Below are 26,902 nucleotides of genomic sequence, written 5' to 3'. Positions count from 1 at the left end.
ATTAAATAGATATTGATGATAAATTCGTCTATGGGCATCTCACAACTCCATTGTATTCTTGGTCGAAAACAATAGATTAGTGAGGTGCTCTTCTTTTTTCAATCACTTTCGAAGTTGAGAGTGGGGTATTAATTGGTCTTTATAATATATTTGAAAAAGGAAATACCTATGACTACCGTCTTAGTCATTGACGACTCGCCATCTGAAATGGCGAAATTTCGCGACATGCTTTCTAAAAACAACTTTCAAGTTTTAGAGGCGACCAACGGTGAGCAAGGCTGTCAGATGGCCGCTGATCATTTGCCTGATGTCATATTGATGGATGTGGTGATGCCTGAAATGAATGGTTTTCAGGCCACGCGCAAAATTACCCGTGGCAAGACTACCGCCCATATTCCAGTGATTATGATCAGTACCAAAAACCAAGAAACAGATAGAGTCTGGGGCAAGCGTCAAGGCGCTAAAGAGTATATGACCAAACCCATTGATGAGCGTGGATTGGTTGATATCATTCGTAGAGTAGTGGGGTAGCTTGTGGCATCCAAGGGGTTTATTGAGCTTCTGCGATTAGCAGATTTGGCACGCGCGCGTAAAAGTGGTCGCCGCGGTGGGCAAGAGTATGACTGGCAAGGCGTGGTATTTGAGATTGGTGGACAACGCTTAGTTGCTCCAATGGGGCAAGTATCAGAGGTCTTGGCCATGCCAGAGTATACAAGCTTGCCTTTAGTAAAGCCTTGGATGCTAGGTATTGCCAATATTCGTGGACGCTTATTACCATTGACGGATTTGTCCAAGTTTCTAGGAGTACCGAGCCGGTTGACGCAGATGAGTCAACGCAAAGTTATTGTCATCGATCATGATAATCTCTTTTCAGGGTTGCTGGTGGATCAAGTCATTGGTATTGAACAGTTTACCAACGAGCAATATCGTGCAGAGGCCATCGAGCCAAGCTCGCCCTTTGCTCCCTATAATCATGGTAAGTTTTATAAAAATGACCAAGATTGGTATGTGTTTATGCCAAGTTTGCTCGCGCAGGATCTGAACTATACGGATGCTGCCATATAGCTGTCGATAATAGAATCTCTGCCTGTTAGACCACGGCAGAGTAATAGCGACTGACACAATGCGGTTGGATGTCAGCATTCATACAGGCTTTGTTAATCATTGTTTTATAACAATAAGATTGTCAAAGTCAGTCACGATAAGACTTTGATGATTGTTTGAAAGGAATACGTAAGATGAGTGATGTTATAAAAAAACCTGTAGCTGGTACACCTAATACAACAGTGGGTGGCGGAGATTCTCATAGTGAGTGGAACTTATTACTAGGACTTTTTGCGGTGATAAGTGTGGCTTGTCTGTTTTGGCTAGGCAACTCCTTATCTTCAGTGAGTCAGTATTTCTCTGACTTTAATCAATCAGTAATTTTACCAGTGATTGTACTTGTAATAGGTATGTTAGGCATTTTCTTTGCCCTATATAAGCTACTCAAGCAACGTGGTGGCTCAGAGCGTTTGCTAATCGAGAAAGAAACCTTACGTCGTCGTCAAGAAGCAGAAGCAGAGTCTGAGCGTGCTCGTCAAATTCAAGAAGAGAACGAGCGTAACCAGATTGCCATTTTGCGTCTACTTGATGAGCTGGGTGATTTGGCAGATGGTGATTTGACCGTTAATGCGACAGTATCAGAGGACTTTACCGGTGCCATTGCTGACTCAGTAAACTTTGCAATTGACCAACTACGTCAGTTGGTATTGGTTATTAACAGTACCGCTGATCGAGTCTCGCAGTCATCAGAGCAAACGCAGATGAATGCCGTTGAGTTAGCAGAAGCCTCTGAAAATCAAGCGCAAGAGATTGCAGGTGTGTCCGCAGCTATTAATGAGATGACGGTTTCAATTGACCAGGTTTCGAATAACGCTGCAGAATCTGCAACCGTTGCCCAGCGTTCAGTTGCTATTGCGCACAATGGGGCAGAAGTCGTACAACGCTCTATTGAGGGTATGAACGTTATTCGTGATCAGATTCAAGAAACCTCAAAACGTATTAAGCGTCTTGGTGAGTCTTCGCAAGAGATTGGTGATATCGTTGGTTTGATTAACGATATTGCTGACCAGACCAACGTTTTGGCATTGAACGCCGCCATTCAGGCATCGATGGCTGGTGAAGCCGGTCGAGGCTTTGCGGTCGTTGCTGATGAGGTTCAGCGTCTTGCTGAGCGTTCAGCCAATGCGACCAAACAGATTGAAACACTGGTTAAAACCATTCAGGCTGATACCAACGAAGCCGTTGTTTCAATGGAATCAACGACTTCCGAAGTAGTACGTGGTGCTCGATTGGCGAAAGATGCTGGTGAAGCACTAGAAGAAGTGCAGAGCGTTTCAAACACCTTGGCTGACTTGATTCAAAACATCTCAAACGCTGCATTGCAGCAGGCTGAGTCTGCAGGTCACATCTCACATACCATGAACGTCATTCAGGATATTACCTCACAGACCTCTTCAGGTACCATGGCAACAGCACGCTCGATTGGTGAGTTGAGTGAGATGGCTGCAGCACTGCAAGAGTCAGTAACAGGTTTTAAAATCTCAAATGATGATGAGATGAGATGTTAGAAGAAGAAGTGCTAGATAACGAAGAAGCGTACTCAGAAAGCGTTTCGTAAGCACTTTTAGTACCTACTGCAGTGAATTGTGTTTGGCGCAGTAGGTGCTAAAGGTCAGCGCATTATTGAGAAAAATTAATGGCTGTACAAGTAAAACGTACAGCAGCAATCATAGTAGGTCACGTGGACAATCGTACTCAACCAGACAGCAATCTAGTTAAGACAATCACTCCGACGTCGGCCAATGCTGTGATGCATGATGATAGTCTTGACGCCAAGCAGTGGCAGCGATACATAGAGCAAGAAATTGGATTTGTTCTACCAGATGTCCAGCTACAATGGCTGATAAATGCGATTGATCATACCGCAATGTCACGTGGTCTGACAGCCAAAAAGCTGTGGTATCAATTACCAAAAAATGATGAACTGCGTCAGCAATTACTGGATAAAGTGCTCATTCATGAAAGTCGTTTTTTTCGTCATAAGCCCTCTATAGATTTTGTGACAGAATGTGCCTTACAACATCAGCATCAGCGCCTGCAGATGACAGCTACTGCTGTTGAAAGACCTGACTCTGTTGAAAAAGCTCACCATTTTGAACACGCTAATGATGCTAACTGCCATAATGATGGCTTATTCCGGATTTGGAGCGTGGGCTGTGCCAGTGGTCAAGAAACTTGGTCAATTGCCATGAGTTTGGCATCCAAGCTGTTGACTGACTTTGCCATACTCGGTACCGATGTCAGCGAACAAGCTTTGAAAAAAGCAACCTTGGCTCAATACGGAAAACGGCAACAGTCCCTCATCCCGCAGAGTTGCCAGCCGTTTATTTATCCTTTGCCAGCAAATAAAACAAACGATGAATCAGCTACTTTTGAGACAACGAATGTAGAACCATCAACCACAACGACTAAGCAACATTGGCAGGTTGCGCCGCATTTGCAGCAGTATGTCAGCTTTGCTTTACATAATATTATTGAACAACAACCACCGACAGCGCATCTTCAACAGGTCATTATCTGCCAAAATATGCTGTTATATTTTCGCAAGTTTGACCAGCGAGATATTTTGGCACGGCTATCCGAGCAATGTGCGGTAGGTGGATATATTATATTGGCTCCAGGTGAGGCGTTATTTTGGCGTCCTGCAAATATGCGCCGTATTGCACACCCACAAGTGAATGTGTGGCAAAAAATAAAAACCTAAAAACCAGTGCCTAAATTATTGCCGAATTATTGCCTAGACGAGTTAGGATAAACCTATGAAAAACCAGCCCAATGACATAGTGACGCTTGAGTGGTTATTGCCACTATTTAATCAGCAATTATCACAGGTATCTGATGGCTGGCAATTAGGCGCTGACCGCACTAATTACGAGCAGATGGTACAGGAGTATCATCAACTTGGTGGTGCGCTCATTATGAGCAATCTTCCTCTATTGGCCAACTTAGCCTACAAACTTAGTAAGCTATCAGAAGTCAGAACTGACGATGACTTTTCTGCTGATGATCGCCGTATTGGGCAGTTCGCACATCGATTATTACAGCGTGAGCTGACGCAGTATGCGCATACTGGTAGCCATCATGCCGCCCTAATCAATAAAGCAGCAGAAGAGCTTGTTAATGCATTATCACGGTTGGGTGTGGCGACAGGCTCATTATCAACTCCTACAACATCTGCCGATAAGCATCCTAGCTCAAACCAAGAAATCGCTGAAGGCAGCAGTGTCAACAGCATTGATATAGCAGTACCGGCAAGTCGGTCGACGACTCATTTGGCTGATGATCAGTATCAGCAGTTGTTAGTAGTGTGGCGACAACAAGTGCAGGAATTATTGGTTGCTAATAGCAATCAACCTTCTTTACTCGCGACCCTAGAAAAAGTCAGTCAATACCTATGGCAAACTACCCAAGAAAGTGATGTACAACGCCTTTGGTATTTGACCGAGCTATGGTTAAACGATTTGTCTCATAATGACTTGCCCTTACCTGAAAACTACGCACCCATTCTAAGCGAACTTGAGCAGGTAATAGAATCTTGTGCGCAGCAAGATGAACTCTCATCTAGTGTTGTCAAAAACTTAATTACCACCCTTTATATTGAATTAAGCGGTCTTTCGCAGAGTAGCGAGAGTACGCAATCGATACTAAACAACCTACCTCAGAATACGACGACGACACCACGGTTTTTACCGCGCATACTCACTGAGATTGAAGCGCTTATCTTTAATTTAGACAAGCCTGAGATGCTTTTACCACCGTTACAAACGATTAAAAGTCAGCTTGAGGGTCGAGGCTGGACTTATTATGCCTCACAGGTTGCATTAATACTGACAGATATACAGCAAGCACTTTTATCAGAGACGGCATTTACCCAAGAGCAGTGGCAGATTGAGCGTAAGCTTCAAGAGCTATATAACGCTATTTATAACACTGAACAGGCGATTGCTCAAAAGATTGGCGATGCTTCTTCTTTTGTAACCTTATCCGAGATGTTGGAAAATGCGGATAAACAGCCAGTAGATAGTGATGAGACGATTGTTACAGGTGATGGTTTACGTGAGCTTCGCATCACAGTAGAGGATGTCAAACAAAGTTTTAATGAGTATATACAGCGTCAAAATATCCAGTCGCTGCCCGCTGCTGCTGAGTTTGCCAAGGTTGCTCAAGCTTTTGATGAGATGGGGCTACCTACAATTAGCCAAGCGATAGAGAATGTCGCCAGTATATTCACACGATTGGCCACTCATGAGATTGACACTTTGAGTTGGGATGTGACTCAAGCATTGGCCAAAGCACTTACTTCTATCGAGTTATTGCTCGATTATCTGGCGCAGCAGGTTTTTGATCAGCAGCTTTTGGCGCTAGCAAATGAGCATACTGCACAAGCAGCGATGCTACTTGATACTTATATCGAAGCACCAGAAACCGTCAATGCGACTTTTCTGACTCAAAAGCCCGTAGCGACTGATGTCGTTCGCTATGATGATAGTGGTGAAATTGCGCCTGTGGCCGACCAAGCGGCTGGTGAGCAAGCACTTGATGATTTACATATTGAGAATGTGCCGATGGTAAATGAGTACACGGAGAGTGACGCATTGGCGCGTGCTCGTGAGCAAGTAAAACCTGATAACTTTGAGATGGATTCAGATATTCGTGATATCTTTGTCGAAGAGGTCACGGAAGTGATCGCTGATCTCGAAGACTTCTTACCTATCTGGCAACAAGATTCACAAGATTTGACCCCTCTGACAGAGGTTCGTAGAGGGTTTCATACGCTCAAAGGCTCAGGCCGAATGGTTGGCGCATTTAGTATCAGTGAAATGGCATGGTCGATTGAAAACCTAATGAATCGTCTATTGGATAAAACCTTGCCAGTGACTGACGAGGTCGTCAATCTAGTAATGGACACCGCAAAGCACTTACCAGCGTTGGTTGAAGATTTTAACGCACAACAGCCGCCAAGTTTTGATCCTGCTATTACCATTCTCCAAACTCATAATTTGATGACAAAACAGCCAGTTGATTCTGGGCTCGCTATCGTTAAACCGGCGGTGACTGATGTTAAAAATAATGTGACAGACGAAAAATCAGCTGGTGAAAGTCTCTCGGCTATAGAGTCAAACCACTTACAGTCAACTGCCGATGACCTAGAACTGTCAGAAATTGAGCTATCAGAAATTGAACCACAAGAAAGTGTAGAGATGAGCGATGGTTCTGATAGATATAATGAGGTAGGTGCTCAATCAATTTCCTTAACCAACCTTGATATTCCAACAGTACTTGTGCCCTTTATACAAGAGACTGAGCAGCTATCAGCGGATGCTAATGATGCAGATCCTGATATAAAAGAAATCTTTATAGAAGAAGCGGATGAGGTACTGAGTGAAATTGTGCCTTTATATGAAGATTGGCGACTATCACCAACTGACCTTAATGGACTGACGGATATTCGCCGCGGATTCCATACCTTAAAAGGTTCAGGTCGTATGGTTGGTGCTCACTACAGTGCTGAGCTCGCATGGGCTATCGAAAACATGCTGAATCGTATCCTAGATAATACGGTTGTGGCTTCGGCAGACATACGCCAGCTTGTCTCAGATGTATTAGCAGCCTATCCTGCGATGCTAACGACGTTTGAAAATGACAGTCAAGATTACTCAGCGATGATCCCCTTATGGGTTGCCTGTGCCAATGCCTATAGTAAGCAGTTAGGTCAAGAATTTAGCTACTCTGATTTATATCAGCAAGCAGTAAATACGTCTGAGCCTGAAAATATTGAGAATATTGTATTACCATCTGACGCATCTGCTCTAGATGACAGTGGCATGGTTGAGATGGATAGCACATTGCATTCAATTCAATCTGTGAACGAGATGATGGCAGAGGCGCCAGTAATACTGATGCCTCAAACTGAAGAAGAAAAAGCATTTTGCGATATCTTTATTGATGAAGCAGAAACGCTACTACAGGATATTGATCAATTTGTGCTTGCCCATCGAGGTGAGTCTCAGGTTGAAGTCACTGATGACATTGTAAGAGCATTCCATACCTTGCGGGGCGCGTCTGGTTCTAGTGCTTTGGCAGCAATTAGCGATGTCAGTGCAACGATAGAACACAGTTTAGAGTTTCTACAACAGCAAGATACAGCGATGACAGCTCAGCATTTAGAGGCATTGGCCCAATCTGCGACGCTCATCAACGGTTATTTAAACAACTACAAGCAGAGTGCGCAGCAACAAGATACCTCGCTAGTAGATACGCAAAGTCAGCAAGATATAGCATCACTACAAGCCATGCTTGGTGAGCAGTATGTCATCAGCGATGCCAATACTGTACCTGATAACAAGCCGACGATAGAGCAGTTATTGGATGACAGTATTGACGAGTTGTTAGATGCTGAATGGGAGCTGGATGAAGCGCTCAGTGATTCTGATATCGACTCTGTTCTGCATTATATAAATCAGCAGCTTACCCAAATCCATTACCTTGGCAATAAAGCACAAGAATTTCCAAAATTCACCTCAATTCTTGAGGCGTTGGGCGGTGCTTATCGCTACTTGAATACTCACCCTGAGTCAGCGAGAGACAAGGACGTTCAGTCTGTATTGCTTGCTGGTCATGCGCAATTAGTGGGCTTGTTCGATGCTTTGGCTGGCAGTACCTCGTTAAAAGTAGATACGCAAGTCCTTAAAGACTTGCAAGTTATCTCTATACTTGCTGAGAATGACGATGCGGCTGATGAAGCAGTATGGACTGTCACTGCTATCGCAGCACCTGATCTGCAGCTTGAGTCTATTGATACCGATGAAGAGCTGTTAGAGATATTCTTGGAAGAAGCCCAAGAGCTTGACGTTGCGCTTGATGAAAGCTTTAACAAATGGCGCGCTGACATCACCAATATCAATGCACTAAAAGTATTACAACGTCATCTGCACACCATCAAAGGTGGGGCGCGGATGGCAGGTATACGCAGTATTGGCGATTTGACTCATGAAGCTGAAAGTGTTTATGAAGCCTTTGTAGACAACAGAAAAGCGCCAACAGAACAGTGGCTTAAGATTATGCAAATGGTACAAGACACCATGTCATTGCAAATCACACACATTGTTCGCTATCAAAAATCATTTTTTGCCACAGAGCTGATTGAGCAGTTGCAGCAGCTTGAAAAATCTAAAGTAATACCAGAAGCGGTTGAGCTCATTATACCTGTACCAAAAAATCATTTTGAAGCTCAAACTCAAAACACGACTATTGAAAGCACTCAAAGCACTGATGAGTCTACAGATGCTGTCACTCTAGATAGAATGATTCAGCAATCATGGGCCAACGGCTTACCTGATCCTGATATCTTAGAGGTCTTTTTAGAGGAGGCTGAAGAACTTACTAACCGTAATAGATATCTGCATGTATTCTTAAAAGATGTAAACAACAAGGTAGCGCTACAAGCACTTCAGCGTGATTTGCATACTATTAAAGGTGGGGCGAGAATGGTCGCAGCCGATGGTATCGCAGACCTAGCCTATGAGATGGAAGCGACTTATAAAGACTTTGTCAGTAACCGTCGTCCAGCCAACAAAAAAGTTTTAGAGTTGATAGTTGCTTGTCATGACTGGTTGGCAGATGCAGCCTTTATGTTGAGTCACCATGTCAATCCACCAACACCGACATTGTTGATTGAGGCGCTACAACAGTTTGCTAAAAACCCAAGTGCACTAAAACAAGTGCCAAAAGAGACGCTACAATCACAGCGCAAAGCAATATTAATCGCTAAAGAAGCACAAGACGCTCAGTATCTAGAAAAAGACATCAGTCAAATGCCGCCTATGCTAGCGAGTAGTGGTGAGGAAGAAGAGAATACCAGTAATAACGAGATGATTCGTATCTCAGGTGGTTTGATTGAGCATATGATTAACCTGTCTGGTGAGTCTGCTATTAACCGCGCCCGTATCGATATGGGTATGAGCAGCTTGACCAACAGTATTGAAGAGATGGGTATTACGGTACAGCGTTTAGCCGATCAGCTACGCCGGATGGAAACTGAGCTTGAAGCACAAATTCTATCGCAAATCGATGATGAGTTGATTAACCATGAAGGATTTGACCCATTAGAGATGGATCAATACTCCTCCTTAAATCAGCTGTCAAAGTCCCTATCAGAGTCGGCGTCGGATTTGGTAGACATTAATCACACCTTATTAGAAAAGACCAGAGATAGCGAGAGCCTGCTGCTACAACTTGCGCGTACACAGAACGAGCTGCAAGATGGTCTGATGAACTCAAGGATGGTACCGTTTACCCGCTTGACGCCACGTCTCGAGCGTATCGTACGTCAGACAGCGAATGAGCTTAATAAGTCGGTGGACTTGACGATTGTCAATGCTGACGATGAGATGGATAGAACCATTCTAGAGCGTATTACCTCGCCGCTCGAGCACATGCTACGTAATGCGGTTGACCATGGTATTGAAAACACCTCAACACGTTTAAAAGCTGGCAAAGAGCGTAGTGGGCGTATCACATTAGATGTTCGCCGTGAAGGTAGCGAAATCGTTATTGAGTTAGCGGATGATGGACGTGGTATCGATGTCGATGCTGTACGTAATAAAGCTATCTCTCAAGGGCTTATCGACGCCAATGACAGTAGTCTCACTGACCTCGATATCATGCAATATATCTTTAACGCTGGACTGAGTACCAGTAACCAGGTGACACAAATCTCCGGCCGTGGCGTTGGCATGGACGTGGTGATTAGTGAGGTTCGTCAGTTGGGTGGCGCGGTATCCGTCGTTTCAGAGCTCGGTAAAGGGTCAACCTTTACCATGCGTCTACCATTGACGGTGGCAGTATCTGATGCCTTGGTGGTTCGTGCAGCAGATCGTTACTATGCGATTCCATTGGTACAGATTGAGCGTGTGGTTCGTATCAACCCAGAAAAGCTGTATGATTACTATCAGTCTGGTGATGCCACATTAAACTTTGAAGATACCGATTACCGAGTACGCTATTTAAACGAAATTTTATCGGGCAATAAGCTGAATGAATTGGTGGTGAACACCAATACCAGCTTGCCACTCATTATTATTAAAAACCGTGCCGGACAGAATATTGCTCTGCAGGTCGATCAGATTGCAGGGTCACGTATTGAGGTTGTGGTAAAACCTTTGGGTCAGCAACTGTCTAATCTATCAGGCGTTTCAGCAGCGACCATTATGGGTGATGGTTCGGTCATGCCTATCTTGGATCTGATTGCATTGATGCGTAATGCACCACTGGTGAAAGACGTATCAAAATCTGGTGGTATGCAATCTAAGCCGACGGTACTGGTCGTCGATGACTCAGTAACCGTGCGTAAAGTAACGTCGCGCTTCTTAGAGCGTCAAGGCTTCAATGTCGCTGTCGCAAAAGATGGTATCGATGCGATTGAAATCCTGCAAGAGACCACGCCGGATATGATATTACTAGACATCGAGATGCCGCGTATGGATGGTTTCGAAGTCGCGACTCAAGTCAGAAACAATCAGCGCTTACATCATATTCCAATCATTATGATTACGTCACGAACTGGTGAAAAGCATCGTCAGCGTGCACTAGAGATTGGGGTAAATGACTATATGGGTAAGCCATTCCAAGAAACAGAGCTGCTTAATAAAATCCAGAAGCTACTGGGTAAAGAGGTCAGCCTGACTCATGAAGGATAATGCACGTGTTTTGGCACTGAGAGGGATAGCAAAAGAAGGTATCAAGGTGCTGGTCGTTGCAGAAGAGCATCATCAGCGTATGGCGTTTTCAGATACGGTACGCAGTTGCGGCTTTACTCTAATCGACTGTGTGTCACGAGCACAGCTAAAACAAAAGCCTGAGCTCTCTGATATAGACATAGATATTTGGCTGATAGACAGTGATTACGATGATGATATGGCGACCGTCACAGCAGCGTCCAAACCTGCTGCGGTTTTAGTAGGTTTTAGCCAAGCACCTTATCTTAACGAAGCTCAGCCCTATGCTAAATGGCAGCGCAAGTTGAAGCGCAAGCTTGCACAAATGCTCGCCTTACCAACCTTGGTACATACGCCAGTCTATAAGAGCGATACAGTAGATACAGAGTGGCGCTATGTAGTGTTTTTGGGTGCGTCTATGGGCGGACCTAGTGCGGTAAAAGAGTTCTTGGATAACTTATCGCCCACGCTACCGATTTGTATTTTATTGGCCCATCATTTTAACCAGACCATGATTGGAACGTTGCCTCGTATTTTGAATCGCCATAATGAATGGCGTTGTCAGGTGATTACATCATCGCAGCGCCTGCGAGCAGGTCAGTGTCTGATAGCACCGATTGACAAGCAGATTGTCTGTGATTCGACTGGCCGAGTAATATTGTTAGATCAGCCATGGAGCGGAGAATACAAGCCTGCTATTGGCGAGATTCTAAAAAATACGAGTGACGTTTATGGTAGTGAGCTGATAAATATTATATTTTCAGGCATGGGCAATGATGGCTCTCAATATTTACATCTTATCCAGGATAATGACAGCCAACTGTGGGCACAAGACCCGAGTCTAAGCGCTTGTCCGAGTCAGCCGCAGGCAATTGTGGATTCAGGGTATTGTGGATTTGTGGGTAGCCCTGCAGAATTAGCACAAAAACTTACCGATTATATTGGTGAAAGGGCAGCGACTGCCTCTTCGCGTTAACTTATTGCGAGCAATGTATGAAACAGATTTTAAAACATTCGTTTGAGGCAGTAAGCTTACTGACCACAAACAACGGTATGCTTGAGGTAACCATCGTTCCAGCCTCTAACCAGCCTGATTGGATTATTCCGAGCAGCTTGGTTTTGAGCGTGGATGAATATAGAGACAGTGTGAATGTTTCAACGTACGCCTGGCAGCAGCAGGATGTTCCTGTATTTCATTTGCTATCACAGGAGCAAACGCCTGATAAGATGATTGTGTTAGAAGGCAACACCTCAGAGCATCGTGTGGCGTTGCAGACTGCCGGCGAGCTGCAGCAGCTACAGGCACGTATCTCTGATGTCAAAGACGTTGACCTTCCTGCGCACTTAGCAGGATTAGATACTGATAGTGAACTTGCTAATGAAGCAGGCTTTACAGAAAATGTTGTGCTATCCTACCTTTTTCAAACGGTTATGATCGATGATACCGTCTATTTGGTGCCTGATTTGGAAAAAATTGCGCATCAATTGGTTGACTTAGACAGCTAGCTTCTAGTAAAAAGTAGGGCGTTAACATATTGCCTAACAGCTCCTTTTGCTACTAGATAAGCGTCTGTCTTATCCGTATATTGGTTGGTTATAAATAGCGATAAGGGTAATAGGGCAGCTCATGAACAATACGAATTCAAACTTGTCAAAGTGGTCAGTCACTAGCCGCTTGTTTCATTGGGTTAGTGCGGTTTTATTATTAGTCACTTGGATAATGATACTGTTATACGATAATCTCGATAGCAATCTATATATCGGACTGCATAAAGCGTTTGGCGTCAGCTTGTTATTTTGGATGATAGCGCGGGTGATAAACCGCATATTTACCAAAGCACCGGCACCGTTAGCAATGCCAAAATGGCAGTTAATCATCTCTCAATTGTCGCATTTTGCTCTCTATGCTATCTTGATTGCGATGCCACTGGCTGGGGTATTAATGTCAGTATATGGCGGTCGACCGATTGATATTTTTGGTCTTTTTCAGATTCCTGTTTTTGTCACGCCAGACAGAGGGTTGGCACGTTTTTATAACGATGTACATACTGATATTATTTGGCCAATGATTATTGCTTTTACGGTATTACATGTTGGTGCTGCTCTGTATCACCAATTTGTCAAAAAAGACAATGTAATGGCACGTATTAAGTAGTTGGCTTAGGAGTAATAGGTGTTAAAAAATCAGCTTAATATAGTCAGTGAAAAGTAATATTGATATCAGCAGTACCGTAGCTTATTTAGGATATCTTGACTATAGCTACTTGAAAATCTACTGTGAAAAAGACCGCTGCGTTTAAAAATGCCTTCTTCTTTGCCATAATAAGCACAAAGAAAAGCCCTAAGTAGATGCTTAGGGCTTTTTCGTATGAGTCATAAACTGCTATTTTGCAGAATAGCTTACCAGTTTACTTTTTATGCTCAGGTAAATTGATATTCATTTCTAACACATCTAAGCTGTCTTCAGAGCGGTGATTGATATTAACATCATCAATCTGCACACCATTGACATATTTATTGACCACTTCTAATATTTCGCGTTTCATTTTTTCGATGCGATCAACTGTTAGGCGATTGTTTAAGCGATTTTCGCTCGCAACAATCACCTTAAGACGTTCAGTGGCTAAGTTAGCGCTGCCCGCACTACTACTGTCGTCAGTACCAAATAGGCTACTCCAAAATCCTTTTTTCTTACTCATTATTAACCCCCAAACCAGCGCTGTAGTAGACTCTTTTTCTTCACATCGATATGACGCAACGGACGCTCTTCACCTAAGAAACGGGCAACGATGTCATCATAACATTGACCAGCAACAGAGTCGCCATAGTGAATCACTGGCTCACCATGGTTAGACGCTTCGAGCACTGAATGGCTTTCAGGCACAACGCCTAATAATGGCACTTTTAGGATGTCGTTAGAAATGGTGTCAATATCCATCATTTCGTTCGCCGCTGCACGCTCGGCGTTATAACGAGTGATGACCAAATGCTCACGTACAGAACCTTGGTTTTCTTCGACCTTCTTGGTCTGGCTTTGCAAAATACCGATAATGCGATCTGAGTCACGTACTGATGAAATCTCAGGGTTGGTGACGATGATTGCTTCATCAGCATGATACATCGCTAATTGTGCACCGCGTTCGATGCCAGCAGGAGAATCACAGATAATATAGTCGAACTGTTTAGACAGCTCATCCATAACTTCTGCGACACCTTCGTCTGTCAGAGCGTCTTTATCACGTGTCTGACTGGCGGGTAGGATATACAAGTTTTCAAGCTGCTTGTCTTTAACCAATGCTTGAGACAAGCGCGCATTGCCGTTAATAACATCAACAAAGTCGTAAACAATTCGGTTTTCACAACCCATGATCAAGTCTAGATTACGTAGACCCACATCAAAATCGATAACGACCGTCTTATAGCCACGCAATGCTAAACCGGCGGCAAAAGAGGCACTTGTCGTGGTTTTTCCCACACCGCCTTTACCTGAAGTGATTACAACTATCTTCGCCACAATGGCACACTCCTATGAATCAATGGGATATCTATTATATAAAATAGCGCACATTTATATTAATCATATAAAATATATGCACTACCTGCGAAGGTAGCCTAGCATAAATAAACGAAGATTTATAGCAAGTCTATACTAAAGTAAAAAATCTACTTATGTTTATGCTGTAAGGCTACGCTATCTAACGATTGCTCGTGAATATTGATGCTTAAGAATAACTCAGTATGCGCTGATGAATAGGGTAAATAGTGGCAGAGCCAGCAATACATCATAGGACAGTTTTGTTAAATAAACTTACAGCAATATTAATAAAACAATCCAGCTATATTCTGACTGAGTGACACTCTCTTATAAATCATTTCTAAACAGTTTTATTCTCTCAATTAAGGACAGCTAATTGGAAGCGGTCGTATAAGAAAATATCAATTATAGACTGATTCAGCCAGTCGCTTAAGCATCATCCATCACGGTAAATACTAAGCCTTCCCCTTCTACAAACCGCACTTGGACAGACCGATCAATCACATGCTCAGGTAAGTTATCACGTAGGCAGTACGTACCAGCAACCGATACCAATGAAGGATTGAAAACTTGACAGAAAATACGAGCATCTTTGTCGCCAGTCGCACCTGCTACCAAACGTCCTTGCGCACGGCCATACACGTGTAAACTATTATCAGTGATGGCTTCGGCACCACTATTGACACTATTGGTCAAAATCAAATCACCACCGACATGGTTGAGGCTTTGACCAGAACGTAGCATTTGGTCATAAATGAGGCTGGTGATATGCTCAGCGCTGACCAATGTCTCAGCGGTAACATCCGCTATCGTGGTTTCAGTGTTGGGTTCGCTGGTTACGGGAGCGTTGTCTCCACTGTTATCTGTTTTACTATCTGAAGCTGCTGAATCAGCACTTTCGTCGTCTGAGAGCTTACGAATTTGAGTCGTGACCTTCTTGGTCGGTAAAATACGCTCGATACGTTTGCCATCAGCAGGGAATATAGCCAAACGTAACTCGCGCGCTTGTGCATCCAACGTACCTGTCACTACACCGATAGGCTGTAAGCCCCATGACCATAATAGCTCTACTAGCGCTGATAGGTCTTGCTCTACTTCACTATCGATAAGGACAGGGATATTGCTCGATTTGTTGCTAAGCGTTTGCGCAAGCTGGGCTTCGATAGCCACTAAATCGTCCGTACTGAACTGCAAACGTGAAAAGGTCAGCATTTTACCGAAAAATGCTAATGCTGGCGTGGCGCTCGAGGCCTGATTGTCATTATCTGAAACTGTCATATATAAATCCTAAATCCTCAAGAGATAAACGTATCGATGTCTTCACGGTGCTGTTTTTATTACCGAGCCATTGCCAAACAGTGATTGCAAATAACTATTAAGCCATAAGTGATTGACACACCCTAGGCTAGTAGCTTAAAAATATGGCTCATAGGTTAAGCATGTCTTGATGCTTCCACTGTTGTACTTTTACCTGTGCTTCAAACTCAGTCAAACTGTCATCAATGATACTAGAAATCAACGTATCCAGCGCGGTATTATCGGTATCTATTTGTGCAATACCACTGGCAATAGCCACCATCAAGACATCCAAGCGCTCGGGGTCAAGCAGTCGTTTGTTCAGTGCGTAAACGACGTTTTCACCTATATTATGCCCCACATGTTGCAGTTGCGATTCAATCAAGCTGCCAGCGATGGGTATCATACGTAAGTAGCGGCGTAACTCATGGGTATTGGCCAAGCCTTCTTCGATAGCGTTCCCCATCTCAGTCGCCAATATGCTGCCACCACCTGATGATGCCGTCAACGCCTGCAGCTTTGGTGCCAGCTCTGAGCGTAGGACAGAAAGCACTGCTGCCTCAATCTCATGACGATTTCGAGCTATCGTTGATTCGATAAAAGATTTATGCGTTTCAGGGTTGGTCAGCTGCTGACGGAAATTCTGTATAGTCGTCAGTATGACTCGGTCGGACAACTCTTCTAGCAGCAGATTTATGTAAAACTTAATCCTATTAATCCACGGTTGTGGGAGCACCTGATAACCAAGTTGATATAACCTGCGCCCAATAATCACTGCTCGAAATAACCGTAATGCGCGTAGCTGCGGAAAACAGCCTAACACCTCATACCAATGCACAAAAGGAAAAAAGAACCATCGATAGTAAACTTGTTCTTTAATGGCAATGGCCCAGCGTACCAACAACTCCAGTATTAAAAATATGGTAAAAAATCCACCAGCAGTACGTAGAGGGTCATGTAAAGCATTCTGATACCAGTTGAGTGCCTCGCTGATGCTTAGCCATTCTGCGACATGACTGCTAAAATTGCTCATCAAAATAGCATCGATACTGATAAATAACAGATCGATACTGATGACGATAATCATCACGATATCGTAAGTGAGTTTTAAGCGGTTTGGGGTCGGACGATTGGGTGGTGGCAGTTGACCATCTGCTAGATCAGAAGACTGATTTGGCACGGGCGTAGAGTCTGCATACGGACGAGTAGTGGGAGAGGCGGACACAGTCAGACCTTATAGATAATAATGGCGTGAAGAATTAAGCAGTTAACCGCATAGTAGGCGATTTGACTAAATACCCACCAAAAACCATGCATAACTGACTGTTCACATTATCAATGAATAGGGTTAAAAAACAACCCATTTTTCATTACCGGTTTAACTCATCATCAAATCGTGTCAGTCTCTCACTTGCAATATCCTATGTGTATATAACTCGGTTAAGTTGATTCTCGCCTCTATTCAATTAATCTCTGACACTAAGCATCATAATTTTTAGGATTGCTCTCAAACTCAGCCAGCATGTCTGTGATGCGCTGGTCTTTTTCACGCCAGATTTTTTCGACCCAGTCGAACATTTGCGCTTTTACATCCTCGTCATTTTCGTAGCCGCCACTTTGGATGCCGGCAAATAATGAGTCAGGTATCTCAATATATCTGACATCAACGCCTAAGCGCTTGATATTACCTTTCCATAAGTCGCCGTAGCTTGGCACACCATCAGGATAGACGATGGTCATATCCAATATACCATCCATCTCTGCACCGAGAGCATTAATCGCTAGCGATAAACCACCAGCTCTTGGCTTGAGCAAATGCGTATAAGGTGACTTTTGCTGAGCATGTTTGCCCTTAGTGAAGCGTGTGCCTTCGAGGTAATTTAACAAGGTAAAAGGCTTGTCTTTTAAAAGAGCACAGGCACGTTTGGCTTCTTCGATGTCTTTACCCTTTAATGCAGGGTTTTTTGCCACGGCTTCTTTTGAATGTCGACGCATCATTGGGAAGTCTAGGAAATAAAAAGCTTGACCAACAATAGGAATATAGATTAATTCAAACTTGGTGAAAAATCGCGTGAGGGGCAGCCGATTTTCGCTAATGTACTGCACAATACTGGTATCGACCCAAGACTGATGGTTGCTGACCAAAAGGTATTTGCCGTTACTATGAACGTCCTCTGGCAAGCTGATGCGCCAGTCTTTACGCGGGAGCATATTGTCTATTAAGGCATTGTTACTACTGATCCAATGATTGGCAATCTTAATAACGGTTTTATCTGCGATAGGAGCACCTGTCACGATTTTTCCCACGCCCATCAGCCACAAAGGAATACTACCACCGAAACTATTGGCTGCGATGACGCCAGTTGCAGTCGCTAGCGAGACCGCCTTTCCCAACTTAGGAGTACGTTCGTGTATTTTTTTAATAGTAGAGGTCAGTCGCATGCTCAATCCTTTCAGTCAATCTTATGAGTATATAAGTTATCCATTACTGGAGCTGATGTCTTCAAATATTATTGATATGTTTTATGAGTATATTGGTGTTTTTAGTAGACAATAACCACTTAATGGCAGATATCAAAGACCTCTTAAGACAATATTAAGAATCCTATAAAAATAGCTGTCTATCATGAAAGCTGCTGATGCAGCTTACTTCTGCCGATATTAATTGCATAATTTTAGCAGAAACCGACCATAGTGTACGAGTGTAAACGTGACTTGTCATAACAAGTCGAAAAATCGTTGTCCTGTACTACATGATTAAAGCCAGTAAGTGCATAAATATACATGCTTGTAATTAAGTTTCGCGATGTATTGCTTATGAGGCATGACTTAGTATGAGAATATTTGATTACGAGGACTTTGAGTCGTTGTGGGTGTTTTATAATGATCAAAAAAGTCATTATTATCGCTATACAACACTCTAAAATCATTCTGCACTTTTCATACATAGGTGTGACAAAATATTACACATAGTTAGATTGTAATTGCCATACTAATAAAGAGTGTAGATAAGCACCCAAAGAAGATTAATGGAAAATCTTTATAAAAAGTACAATTTATCTATAAATTTTAAATTTAAGAGGAAATATTATGCGTAACAAATTAATGATTGCAGCAGTAGCATCAGGTCTAGCACTTAGTGGTTGTGCAACAGATCCTAACACTGGACAGCAACGTCTAAACAAAGCCGCATTAGGTGGTTTGGTTGGTGCAGCTAGTGGTGCAACGATTTCTAAAGCAACTGGTGGCGACAAAACTGGTCGTGATGCTGCTATTGGTGCGGCGCTAGGTGCTGGCGTTGGTTATTACATGGAGCGTCAAGCTCGTCAACTTGAGCAACAAATGGCTGGTACTGGCGTAACTGTTGAGCAAAACCCAACGACAGGTAACATTGACCTAGTCATGCCTGGTAATATTACTTTCTCGTTTGATGATGCAACATTAAGCTCATCTTTCAAGCCAACGCTTGATAAGCTTGCATCAACCATGAATCAGTACAACCAGACTACTGTAAACATTGCAGGTCATACGGATAGCAAAGGTGCAGCATCTTACAACATGGGTCTATCACGTGACCGTGCTTACTCAGTTGCTAACTATCTGACTGCTCGCGGTGTTGCTTCTAACCGTATCAACGTTGTCGCTTACGGCGAATCACGCCCAGTAGCTGATAATAATACTGACTATGGTCGTCAGCAAAACCGCCGTGTTGAGCTAACCATCAACTCACCACAGAGCGTAAACTAATCTATAGCTCTATATAGTTAAATGCATTAAGCATTTTTTAAAGAAGAGTCAGCGATATGCTGGCTTTTTTTTATGTCTTAAATTAACCATATCGCTATGTTATAGATTAAGCTCAATAGCTTTGTAAAATTTTCAAATAACTCAATTCTATAGCAGTAAAAGCACCTAAAAAGTGACATTAAATTAAAATTAAATATTGATAATGATTATCAATAACTCTATAATTTAAAAATAATTCTACTACTGCAGTGTTTTTTAATTGAAACTGACGACTGCTGTTTATTTTGCGATATCTTTTGAGGATGTGTATGACGATTACTACAGTGACGAGCCGTAAGATTTTACCAACTACTTTAGCTGCTGCGCTTGCAGGGTTGCTGATGGTATCAGGTTGTACTAAGCAAACTGAAGAAAATACTGACACTAACGTTGACACACAGGCAGAAGTGCAAAACACCGAAGCGACTGATACTACGAAGCTTTCAGCGACCGAACAGGCTCATACTGACAGACTAATTATTAGCTATGCAAACATGGCACATGCCGCTTATAAAGACTCGTTAGAGACGGCTAAAGCACTGCAAACAGCAGTAGAAACCTATGTAGCAACGCCAACGCAAGCTAATCTTGATGCGGCAAAAGCGGCTTATAAAGCGGCGCGTCATCCATACTCGCAGACCGAGATTTTCCGTTTTGATGAAGGCTTTGTTACTGCCAACGATGAGCGTGCCATCGGTAGTGTTGATGGCTGGGAAGGGCAGGTGAACGCGTGGCCACTTGATGAAGCGCTGATTGATTATGTCAGCGATAGCTATGAAGGCGAGTACAACAGTCAAGACAATATCATCAATAGTGATAGCATCACGGTCGGTAGTATCAAACAAGACACCAGCAAGATTACACCTGAGCTACTAGCAGAGATGAATGAGATTGGTGGAAGTGAGGCTAATGTGACCACTGGCTATCATGCGATTGAGTTTATGCTATGGGGTCAAGATACCAATGGCGTAAGCGCGGGGGCAGGAAACCGCCCAGTGACTGATTATGTAACCGAAGCAGGACAATGTACCAGCGGTGATACAGTCAATGAAGATGCTAGTATTTGCGAGCGTCGCGGCGATTTTTTAACAGCTGCTACTCAGTTATTGGTAGATGACTTAACGGCGATGGAAGCCCAGTGGCAGCCTGAAAGTGAAAACACCTTACGTAGTGATCTGATAGCGCGTAAATATGACAATGGCCTGCGTCAAATCATGTACCAGATGGGCAGCTTGGCACTTGGTGAGCTGGCTTCTGAGCGTATGCAAGTCGCTTTTGTCACTGGCTCTACTGAAGATGAGCATGAATGCTTTAGCGATTTGACGCACCTTAGCTATGCTAACAATGCACGCGGTATTCAGAATGTCTTTAACGGCAGTTATAAGACGGTCGCTGGTAAAACAGTCGGTGGCTATGGTATCAAAAACTATCTCGTTGATAGAGGTCATAAAGAAGCTGCTGATAAGTTAGCTGCTGACTTTAAAAAGGTGGAAGATGCCTTTAACGTGCTCGTTGAGAAAGGTGAGAAAGAAGATATTAAGATTGATGAGATGATTGCAACCGTTGGTCAAGCAAGCAAAGAAGGTATCTCTGCTGAAGAGCAAAACACGCGTCGTGGCTGGATTGAAGCTGGTATTAACAGCTTACAGCAGCTGACTGATGGTATCGAAAACGCGGCAAAAGCGGTCGGTATTGATAATCTAGATGCGGACGCAGGTTCTCAGTTCTAAGCTGGTTTCTGTTTAGGTAGAACCATTTAATGCTATCAATAATGTCTGATAAATCACTACAAGCTGATGAGAGATATATTTGTAGAAGTGCAAGTTATATATAATACATGCGTTGTTAACGACAGTTAGCAACGTATTTTTACGTTTAATAAAATAGGTCAATGCGCTAAGTTATAGCGTTGATAAATTTTTATACCTCTATATTGATAAGAAATAAATACTGTTATAGCAAGCCATTTTAATGGTTCTACTCTAGAACTAAGGCAACTCCTATGAGCTCCATTCATACCAAATCCTCTGCTTTCCCTTTCATTTCTTTAAGCTTACAAAGTACAACGTTTAAACTTGCATTAACCATTATAGGTGCAATAACTATCAGTGCTTGTCAACCAACGGACAATGTTGCTGATGGAACTTCTGATAACGAGAACGTTGTAACGGATAATGAAAAGTCCCAAACGTTAGCGCCTGAACGTGCGCAAACCATTGAAGCGCTCGCTGGCGTGCCCATGCAGCAGCTGGCCACATTTGATCCACAAGAGATTAAGCAAGGTGGCGACACTGGCATTAGTATTACCAGCGCCGAGAGTTATTCTAAACCTTCCTCAAACGTATCTGCCTCGCGTAAAGGCAACTTCTTTATTGGTAATGCTTTCTTTCGCCAGCCGTGGGTGGTCGCCCCTGCTAGTACCGATAGTCGTGATGGTCTAGGAGCGTTATTTAACGTCGCTGCTTGTCAATCCTGTCATATAAAAGATGGCCGTGGTCACGCGCCAATGAATAGTGAGGACGATGCCGACAGCTTGCTGATACGACTGGCGATGCCAGCGCCCACGGATGAGCAGCGAGAGCAATTAAAAAACTCACTTATCGAAAAAGTCGTTCATCCTATGTATGGTGGTCAGCTGCAAGATCGCGGTATTCAAGGCGTACCTGCCGAAGCAAGAATTGCGGTGCATTGGACAGAGAAACCAGTCACCTTTGCCGATGGTCATGTTGAGACATTGCGTGCGCCAACCTTTCACTTAACGAAACCTGGTTATGGTGCATTTGATGATGAGCTGATGGTATCACCGCGAGTGGCATTACCGATGATTGGGCTTGGTTTGCTTGAACAAATTCCAGATGAAGCTATTAAGAAACAAGCAGATAGCGATGACGAAAATAATGACGATATTAGCGGTAAATTTAACTGGGTGATGGATCCGCAGACAGGAGAGACAGCTTTAGGTCGTTTTGGCTGGAAAGCAGGGCAAACCAAGCTTATCACCCAAAACCAAAGTGCTTTTAATGAAGATATGGGACTGACCTCAAACATCCGTCCTCATGAATCGTGCATGCCGACGCAAACGGCTTGCTTGAATGCGACGACTGGCGCTGATGAACAAGGCAATGGCAAACCGCCCGTTGAAGTCAATGATGAAGTGGCGAAGTTTGTAGAGTTCTATACGCGTAATTTAGCGGTACCGCATCGGCGCAATGCTGATGACAAACTGGTACTGGCGGGCAAAAAACGTTTTTATGATATAGGCTGTCAAAGTTGCCACACGCCAAGATATCAGTTGCCAAAAACAGACGATGACCATCTTGAGCAGCATGGGCAAGTGATTTATCCTTATACGGATTTGCTATTGCATGACATGGGCGATGACCTTGCCGATCGGACGATTGCAGGAAAATTGCCACCGAAAGATGCGCAAGTTGAGTTTTTAGCCAACTCCTATGAATGGCGCACGCCGGCATTGTGGGGTATTGGCCTTGCGCAAACCGTCGATTCGCAAGCAACGTTTTTACACGATGGTCGAGCACGTACGTTGATGGAAGCGGTATTGTGGCACGGTGGTGAAGCTGAAAAGCAGAAACAAAAAGTATTAAAGTTAGATAAACAAGGGCGTACTGAATTGAATGCGTTCTTAAAATCATTATAAAAGCGATGCTATTCATCTATTTCTTAATGGTTAAATGAACTGGTAGTAATAAGGTTGTTCTTCTTAGCAAGTGACCAGTCAAAACACTAAAATAATTACTCATATAAATACCGAGAACCTTATGAAAATAAATCATGCTTTAGCAATGGCGCTATCTGCTTTAAGCGCTGGACTACTCATCAGCTGCGTCAAACCTGCTGACGAGAATAAAGCGTCAGAGGTTGATAGCCAAAAGGTTGCGCAAAATGGCGCAACTACTAATGCGGCAGATAGTAGTAGCGTAAGTGCAGATAAAATTGTCGCCGTCGATATTAGCCCAGATACCGAAAAGGCCTATCTGACTCATGTAGCAAATGACATTGTGATTCCAGCGTATGCGGATGCAGCGAAGCAGAGTGGTTTATTGTACGACTTGGCGCAAAAGCATTGTCAGCAAGCGCCATTAAGCGGTGATGAACTACAAGCGCTGCGCGATCAATGGCTCGTGTTAGCACAAGCATGGGCAAATGCAGAAATGATTAATTTCGGCCCTGCAACTGCCAGTATGAGCAATTTATATATCAATTATTATCCTGACGAGCGCGGATTGGTACACAGCGGCGTTGCAAATTTAATCGCTGCTAATCCAACATTGACCGCTGAGCAGCTGGCTAACGAAAGCGCTATCGTGCAAGGGGTACCAGGATTAGAAGAAGCTTTATATGCCAATGACAGCTTGGATGCTGGGCAATGCGCTTATGTGATAAGCGCAAGTAGCGCCTTAAGTACACGCCTAAAAAATATCGAAGACAACTGGCAGCAGAATGCCACTGAGTTATTAGCGATTGATAAAACAGCTGAAAGCGATCGAGGTTTGAACCAATGGTTTAACTCTTTACTATCGTTGGTTGAGACCATGAAGTCTAATGCCATAGACCAGCCTTTGGGCCTAACGGGTAAGGCCAAAGGTCATCTGCCGGCCGCTACCGCTGGGCAAAGCCGAGATATTATCAATGCCAAATTGGCCACACTAAACCAAGCGCTGACTGATCCAGAACTAACCGCTATCTTGGGCAGCAATAATAAAAATGAAGTGGCTGATAGTTTATCCACCGCACTTGCTGATGCCACCACGCTGCTGGCACAAATGCCAGAAGACTTAGCGACTGCGGATAAAGCCACACAGCAAGAATTACATGATCATCTAACCACCATTACTCGTGTCATTAAGCGCCAATTGATTCCGACACTCGGTCTCCGTGTGGGCTTTAATAGTACTGATGGCGATTAAATCATGCAGAATACCGAAGCTAAGACAGTAGCGCTAGTGAATGAAGATTCTTTTGAGACACAAGATCTAACACGCAAACAGTCTAATAATCGAAACAATACTCGATTAGGCCATGAGATGTTGACAACCTCAGCACTGACAGCGCTTTCTACTGTAGTAGGTACAGCGGCACTTGTCGGTATCCATCATCGGTATCGTAAGCAGCGTCAGCCTGATGCAAGATTGTTAGATTATGCGACTGGTATTCGCTCTCATTTGCCCTCAGCATCTAAGCCGCAGTTAACGCGATTTCGCTATGCCTGTCAGCAAGCCGCTGCTGCGTGGCAACAGTCGTATCATAACGCTATAGAGGATAAAGGTAGCGATAGTAACACTACCGACTTCAGCGCCGTTCATACTACGACCATGCTAACGCACCCAGTTTGCTGGGTGAGTGGTGTGGCCTCTATGCCAAAAAATATTTCATCAATGAATGATGATGGTAATCCTGAAAATGACTTCGGTGTGGTTGGTATCGATGCGGATAGGGAAGTCGTTTGGCAGACCACCATGTCTGAACGTGTGCATGATATTGTTGTACAGCCTATCTTTAACGTTCTAAATGAGCTGAGCGATAATGATCATAACCGTGATGTTGTAGTGATGGGTCGGCGTCCAAGCGAGAAGTTTTGGGTGCTAGATACAGCGACTGGGCAAGTAAAGTTCGCTATCAAAGCTTCAAACCATCGCCATTTTTATGGTCATGCTTGCTATAGCTTAGATGGTAAATTGCTCTATGTGACCGAGAATGATACCATAAATTTAGACGGTAAAATTGGTATCTATGATACTCATGACGGTTATAAAAAAGTTGCTGAATATGATTCGTATGGCATCGGTCCGCATGAGCTAATCATGCACCCAGATAGTGAAACGTTGGTTATCGCTAATGGTGGTATTAAGACCGAGCAAGCTTCTCGTGAAGAGCTAAACCTAGACAGCATGCGTCCCTCACTGGTTTACTTGAATCGTCATGATGGCTCATTGCTTGAGCAGATTGTTCCTGAACACAATCAAATGAGCGTACGTCATTTGGCAATGCATAATGATGGAACTGTAATGATTGGCATTCAGTTTCAAGGTGAGAAGCATGTCAATGTGCCGTTGGTATTGACGCATAAGCGCGGTAATTCTGACTTTAAACCATTGATTATGCCCAATAATCAATGGCAACGCTTTCATCAATATATTGCCAGTGTGGCGGTCGATAGCGAACGTAACCTATTATGTGTGACTACACCGATTGGCGGCTGTGCAGCGATTTATGACTTAAACACTCGAGAATTGATTGATGATGTCAGTTTGCCAGATTGTGCAGGAGCAGCAGTGTTATTTAATCAGCGTACTAGCAACGTAAAAGATAATAGTGAGCGTTCAGGTTTTATCGTTAGTGATGGACAAGGTCAGTTAACGACGTTAGAGGTGAATGATACATCAGCGACAGGGTCAATTAACCAGGATAAGATTGAGAAAACTCAGCGCATTATTAAAGACAGTAAGGTGCATAAGATGTCTTTTGACAATCATCTGCAAGCACTGTAACTGTGGTGAGTGTAAATAAAAAAGAATAACCATTATAAAATGCTGCTGAGATAAGTTTTGCTTGCTTGCTGTAGCTAGTGGACAAAGGCTACGAAAAATTTATTCTAGTAGCACTATATTTATTTTATAGTGGCTCAACTCTAATGACGGCTAAGCAAGGGGATACGACATCAGTTTACATACTGTTAGAGCACAACTTGCGCAGGCGGGCATTGAGCTACACGTGACCAAAAAGCGCGTTAAAAATATCAATTTTCGCTTGCAGCCACATCTTCTTAAAGTGTCAGTACCTAAAACCATTAGCGCTGTGCAAATGGCGCAGGCTATCGACCACCGCGTACCTTGGGCGATCGCTAATCACGCGCAAGTCTTGGAGCAATATAAGCGTAAACAAACCTCTTCACCAGAAACTTCAGCTGTCGATAGTCCTATTTTGCTATGGGGTGTAGAGCAATCAATCACTCTAAACAATGATGAAAAAATTGCTTATTATCGGCAACAGCTCTCTGAAGTCATGCCTTCTCTGTTTGAAAAATGGCAACCAGTTGTCGGCGCTGAGGCCAATGAGATACGCCTGAAAAAAATGCATACGCGTTGGGGCAGTTGTAACACGCGCGCGCGACGGATTTGGCTATCCGTATATCTACCTGCTTACCCTATTGAATGCACAGAATACGTCATCGTCCACGAGCTGTGTCATTTGCATCATGCCAATCATAGCCATGCGTTTTGGCAAACGGTGGCGACAGCAATGCCGGATTATCAACATTGGCATAATATGCTGGCAAATAAGACCGGAAAGTTAGATTGAACGTATCACGTAAATAATATAAATAATTGTAATAAGACTGATATGATAATTCATAACGGTACAAACCGTGTCGTTTAAAATGAAACTATACCATTTCCAAAAGTATGAGTAGCAAGGAAAACGAGTGCAAGTACTACATCCAGTA

The 26,902-nt window shown here is 43.5% G+C and carries 18 protein-coding genes and 1 pseudogene; 14 read left to right on the top strand and 5 right to left on the bottom strand.

Annotation, left to right across the window (positions count from 1 at the left end):
- Nucleotides 1-168 precede the first annotated feature (168 nt).
- From QL919_RS02240 to QL919_RS02205, 8 genes and pseudogenes are all read left to right on the top strand, one after another.
- Nucleotides 169-531 carry a response regulator gene (locus tag QL919_RS02240; RefSeq protein WP_290187959.1) on the top strand — a complete coding sequence of 121 codons (363 nt, stop codon included), beginning with the start codon at nt 169-171 and terminating at the stop codon, nt 529-531.
- Nucleotides 532-534: 3 nt separating this feature from the next.
- Complete coding sequence (locus QL919_RS02235; protein WP_290187958.1) at nt 535-1,065, top strand: chemotaxis protein CheW; 531 nt, start codon at nt 535-537, stop codon at nt 1,063-1,065.
- A gap of 359 nt (nt 1,066-1,424) precedes the next feature.
- Nucleotides 1,425-2,612 (top strand): annotated as a pseudogene (locus QL919_RS02230) (methyl-accepting chemotaxis protein); the annotation flags it as partial.
- Between the two features lie 128 nt (nt 2,613-2,740).
- Nucleotides 2,741-3,808: a CheR family methyltransferase gene (locus QL919_RS02225; RefSeq protein ID WP_290187956.1), complete on the top strand. Its 1,068-nt coding sequence runs from the start codon at nt 2,741-2,743 to the stop codon at nt 3,806-3,808.
- Between the two features lie 55 nt (nt 3,809-3,863).
- Nucleotides 3,864-10,802 (top strand): Hpt domain-containing protein, encoded by a 6,939-nt coding sequence (locus QL919_RS02220; protein WP_290187955.1) that lies wholly within the window; start codon nt 3,864-3,866, stop codon nt 10,800-10,802.
- The gene (locus QL919_RS02215) at nt 10,792-11,796 is read left to right on the top strand and encodes a chemotaxis protein CheB (RefSeq protein WP_290187954.1); all 1,005 of its coding nucleotides are present in this window, start codon (nt 10,792-10,794) and stop codon (nt 11,794-11,796) included. The genes QL919_RS02220 and QL919_RS02215 overlap by 11 nt, the downstream gene beginning before the upstream one ends.
- Nucleotides 11,797-11,813: 17 nt before the next feature.
- Nucleotides 11,814-12,326 carry a hypothetical protein gene (locus QL919_RS02210; protein ID WP_290187953.1) on the top strand — a complete coding sequence of 171 codons (513 nt, stop codon included), beginning with the start codon at nt 11,814-11,816 and terminating at the stop codon, nt 12,324-12,326.
- 121 nt (nt 12,327-12,447) lie between these two features.
- Nucleotides 12,448-12,975, top strand: a complete 528-nt coding sequence (locus QL919_RS02205; RefSeq protein ID WP_290187952.1) for a cytochrome b — start codon at nt 12,448-12,450, stop codon at nt 12,973-12,975.
- A gap of 253 nt (nt 12,976-13,228) precedes the next feature.
- Here QL919_RS02205 and minE read toward each other — a convergent pair whose 3' ends face one another.
- From minE to QL919_RS02180, 5 genes are all read right to left on the bottom strand, one after another.
- Complete coding sequence (minE, locus tag QL919_RS02200) at nt 13,229-13,519, bottom strand: cell division topological specificity factor MinE (protein WP_290187951.1); 291 nt, start codon at nt 13,517-13,519, stop codon at nt 13,229-13,231.
- Nucleotides 13,520-13,521: 2 nt separating this feature from the next.
- Entirely contained in the window at nt 13,522-14,334 is an 813-nt protein-coding gene (gene minD / locus QL919_RS02195) for a septum site-determining protein MinD (protein ID WP_290187950.1), read from the bottom strand.
- A gap of 450 nt (nt 14,335-14,784) precedes the next feature.
- Nucleotides 14,785-15,633, bottom strand: coding sequence for a septum site-determining protein MinC (gene minC / locus QL919_RS02190; RefSeq protein ID WP_290187949.1), 849 nt, complete (start codon nt 15,631-15,633; stop codon nt 14,785-14,787).
- A 148-nt stretch (nt 15,634-15,781) separates the two neighbouring features.
- Entirely contained in the window at nt 15,782-16,876 is a 1,095-nt protein-coding gene (locus QL919_RS02185) for a hypothetical protein (RefSeq protein WP_290187948.1), read from the bottom strand.
- Nucleotides 16,877-17,130: 254 nt separating this feature from the next.
- Nucleotides 17,131-18,093, bottom strand: coding sequence for an acyltransferase (locus tag QL919_RS02180; protein ID WP_290187947.1), 963 nt, complete (start codon nt 18,091-18,093; stop codon nt 17,131-17,133).
- A gap of 648 nt (nt 18,094-18,741) precedes the next feature.
- On the opposite strand from QL919_RS02180, the gene QL919_RS02175 reads away from it, so the two are divergent.
- The 6 genes from QL919_RS02175 to QL919_RS02150 all read left to right on the top strand — a co-directional run bounded on the left by QL919_RS02175 (nt 18,742) and on the right by QL919_RS02150 (nt 26,757).
- On the top strand, nt 18,742-19,398 hold the full coding sequence (locus QL919_RS02175; protein WP_290187946.1) for an OmpA family protein: 657 nt from the start codon (nt 18,742-18,744) through the stop codon (nt 19,396-19,398).
- A 308-nt stretch (nt 19,399-19,706) separates the two neighbouring features.
- A complete protein-coding gene (locus QL919_RS02170; protein WP_290187945.1) occupies nt 19,707-21,167 on the top strand; it encodes an imelysin family protein in 1,461 nt (486 codons plus the stop codon).
- Between the two features lie 272 nt (nt 21,168-21,439).
- The gene (locus tag QL919_RS02165; protein ID WP_290187944.1) at nt 21,440-23,095 is read left to right on the top strand and encodes a di-heme oxidoredictase family protein; all 1,656 of its coding nucleotides are present in this window, start codon (nt 21,440-21,442) and stop codon (nt 23,093-23,095) included.
- Nucleotides 23,096-23,216: 121 nt separating this feature from the next.
- The gene (locus tag QL919_RS02160) at nt 23,217-24,365 is read left to right on the top strand and encodes an imelysin family protein (RefSeq protein ID WP_290187943.1); all 1,149 of its coding nucleotides are present in this window, start codon (nt 23,217-23,219) and stop codon (nt 24,363-24,365) included.
- A 3-nt stretch (nt 24,366-24,368) separates the two neighbouring features.
- Nucleotides 24,369-25,946: a DUF1513 domain-containing protein gene (locus tag QL919_RS02155; RefSeq protein ID WP_290187942.1), complete on the top strand. Its 1,578-nt coding sequence runs from the start codon at nt 24,369-24,371 to the stop codon at nt 25,944-25,946.
- Between the two features lie 223 nt (nt 25,947-26,169).
- The gene (locus QL919_RS02150) at nt 26,170-26,757 is read left to right on the top strand and encodes a M48 family metallopeptidase (RefSeq protein WP_290187941.1); all 588 of its coding nucleotides are present in this window, start codon (nt 26,170-26,172) and stop codon (nt 26,755-26,757) included.
- The last annotated feature ends 145 nt before the right edge of the window (nt 26,758-26,902 follow it).

The sequence above is a fragment of the Psychrobacter sp. APC 3426 genome, assembly GCF_030408035.1.
Classification (GTDB): Bacteria; Pseudomonadota; Gammaproteobacteria; order Pseudomonadales; family Moraxellaceae; genus Psychrobacter.
This window is presented reverse-complemented; position numbering and strand designations above follow the sequence as displayed.

Excerpts from the sequence above, each read along its gene's own strand:
- QL919_RS02210 (WP_290187953.1), top strand. The coding sequence starts at position 11,814 with ATGAAACAGATTTTAAAACATTCGTTTGAGGCAGTAAGCTTACTGACC.
- QL919_RS02160 (WP_290187943.1), top strand. The coding sequence starts at position 23,217 with ATGAAAATAAATCATGCTTTAGCAATGGCGCTATCTGCTTTAAGCGCT.
- QL919_RS02240 (WP_290187959.1), top strand. The coding sequence starts at position 169 with ATGACTACCGTCTTAGTCATTGACGACTCGCCATCTGAAATGGCGAAA.
- minC (WP_290187949.1), bottom strand. The coding sequence starts at position 15,633 with ATGACAGTTTCAGATAATGACAATCAGGCCTCGAGCGCCACGCCAGCA.
- QL919_RS02175 (WP_290187946.1), top strand. The coding sequence starts at position 18,742 with ATGCGTAACAAATTAATGATTGCAGCAGTAGCATCAGGTCTAGCACTT.
- QL919_RS02155 (WP_290187942.1), top strand. The coding sequence starts at position 24,369 with ATGCAGAATACCGAAGCTAAGACAGTAGCGCTAGTGAATGAAGATTCT.
- minE (WP_290187951.1), bottom strand. The coding sequence starts at position 13,519 with ATGAGTAAGAAAAAAGGATTTTGGAGTAGCCTATTTGGTACTGACGAC.
- QL919_RS02225 (WP_290187956.1), top strand. The coding sequence starts at position 2,741 with ATGGCTGTACAAGTAAAACGTACAGCAGCAATCATAGTAGGTCACGTG.
- QL919_RS02180 (WP_290187947.1), bottom strand. The coding sequence starts at position 18,093 with ATGCGACTGACCTCTACTATTAAAAAAATACACGAACGTACTCCTAAG.
- QL919_RS02170 (WP_290187945.1), top strand. The coding sequence starts at position 19,707 with ATGACGATTACTACAGTGACGAGCCGTAAGATTTTACCAACTACTTTA.
- QL919_RS02215 (WP_290187954.1), top strand. The coding sequence starts at position 10,792 with ATGAAGGATAATGCACGTGTTTTGGCACTGAGAGGGATAGCAAAAGAA.
- QL919_RS02165 (WP_290187944.1), top strand. The coding sequence starts at position 21,440 with ATGAGCTCCATTCATACCAAATCCTCTGCTTTCCCTTTCATTTCTTTA.
- QL919_RS02220 (WP_290187955.1), top strand. The coding sequence starts at position 3,864 with ATGAAAAACCAGCCCAATGACATAGTGACGCTTGAGTGGTTATTGCCA.
- QL919_RS02205 (WP_290187952.1), top strand. The coding sequence starts at position 12,448 with ATGAACAATACGAATTCAAACTTGTCAAAGTGGTCAGTCACTAGCCGC.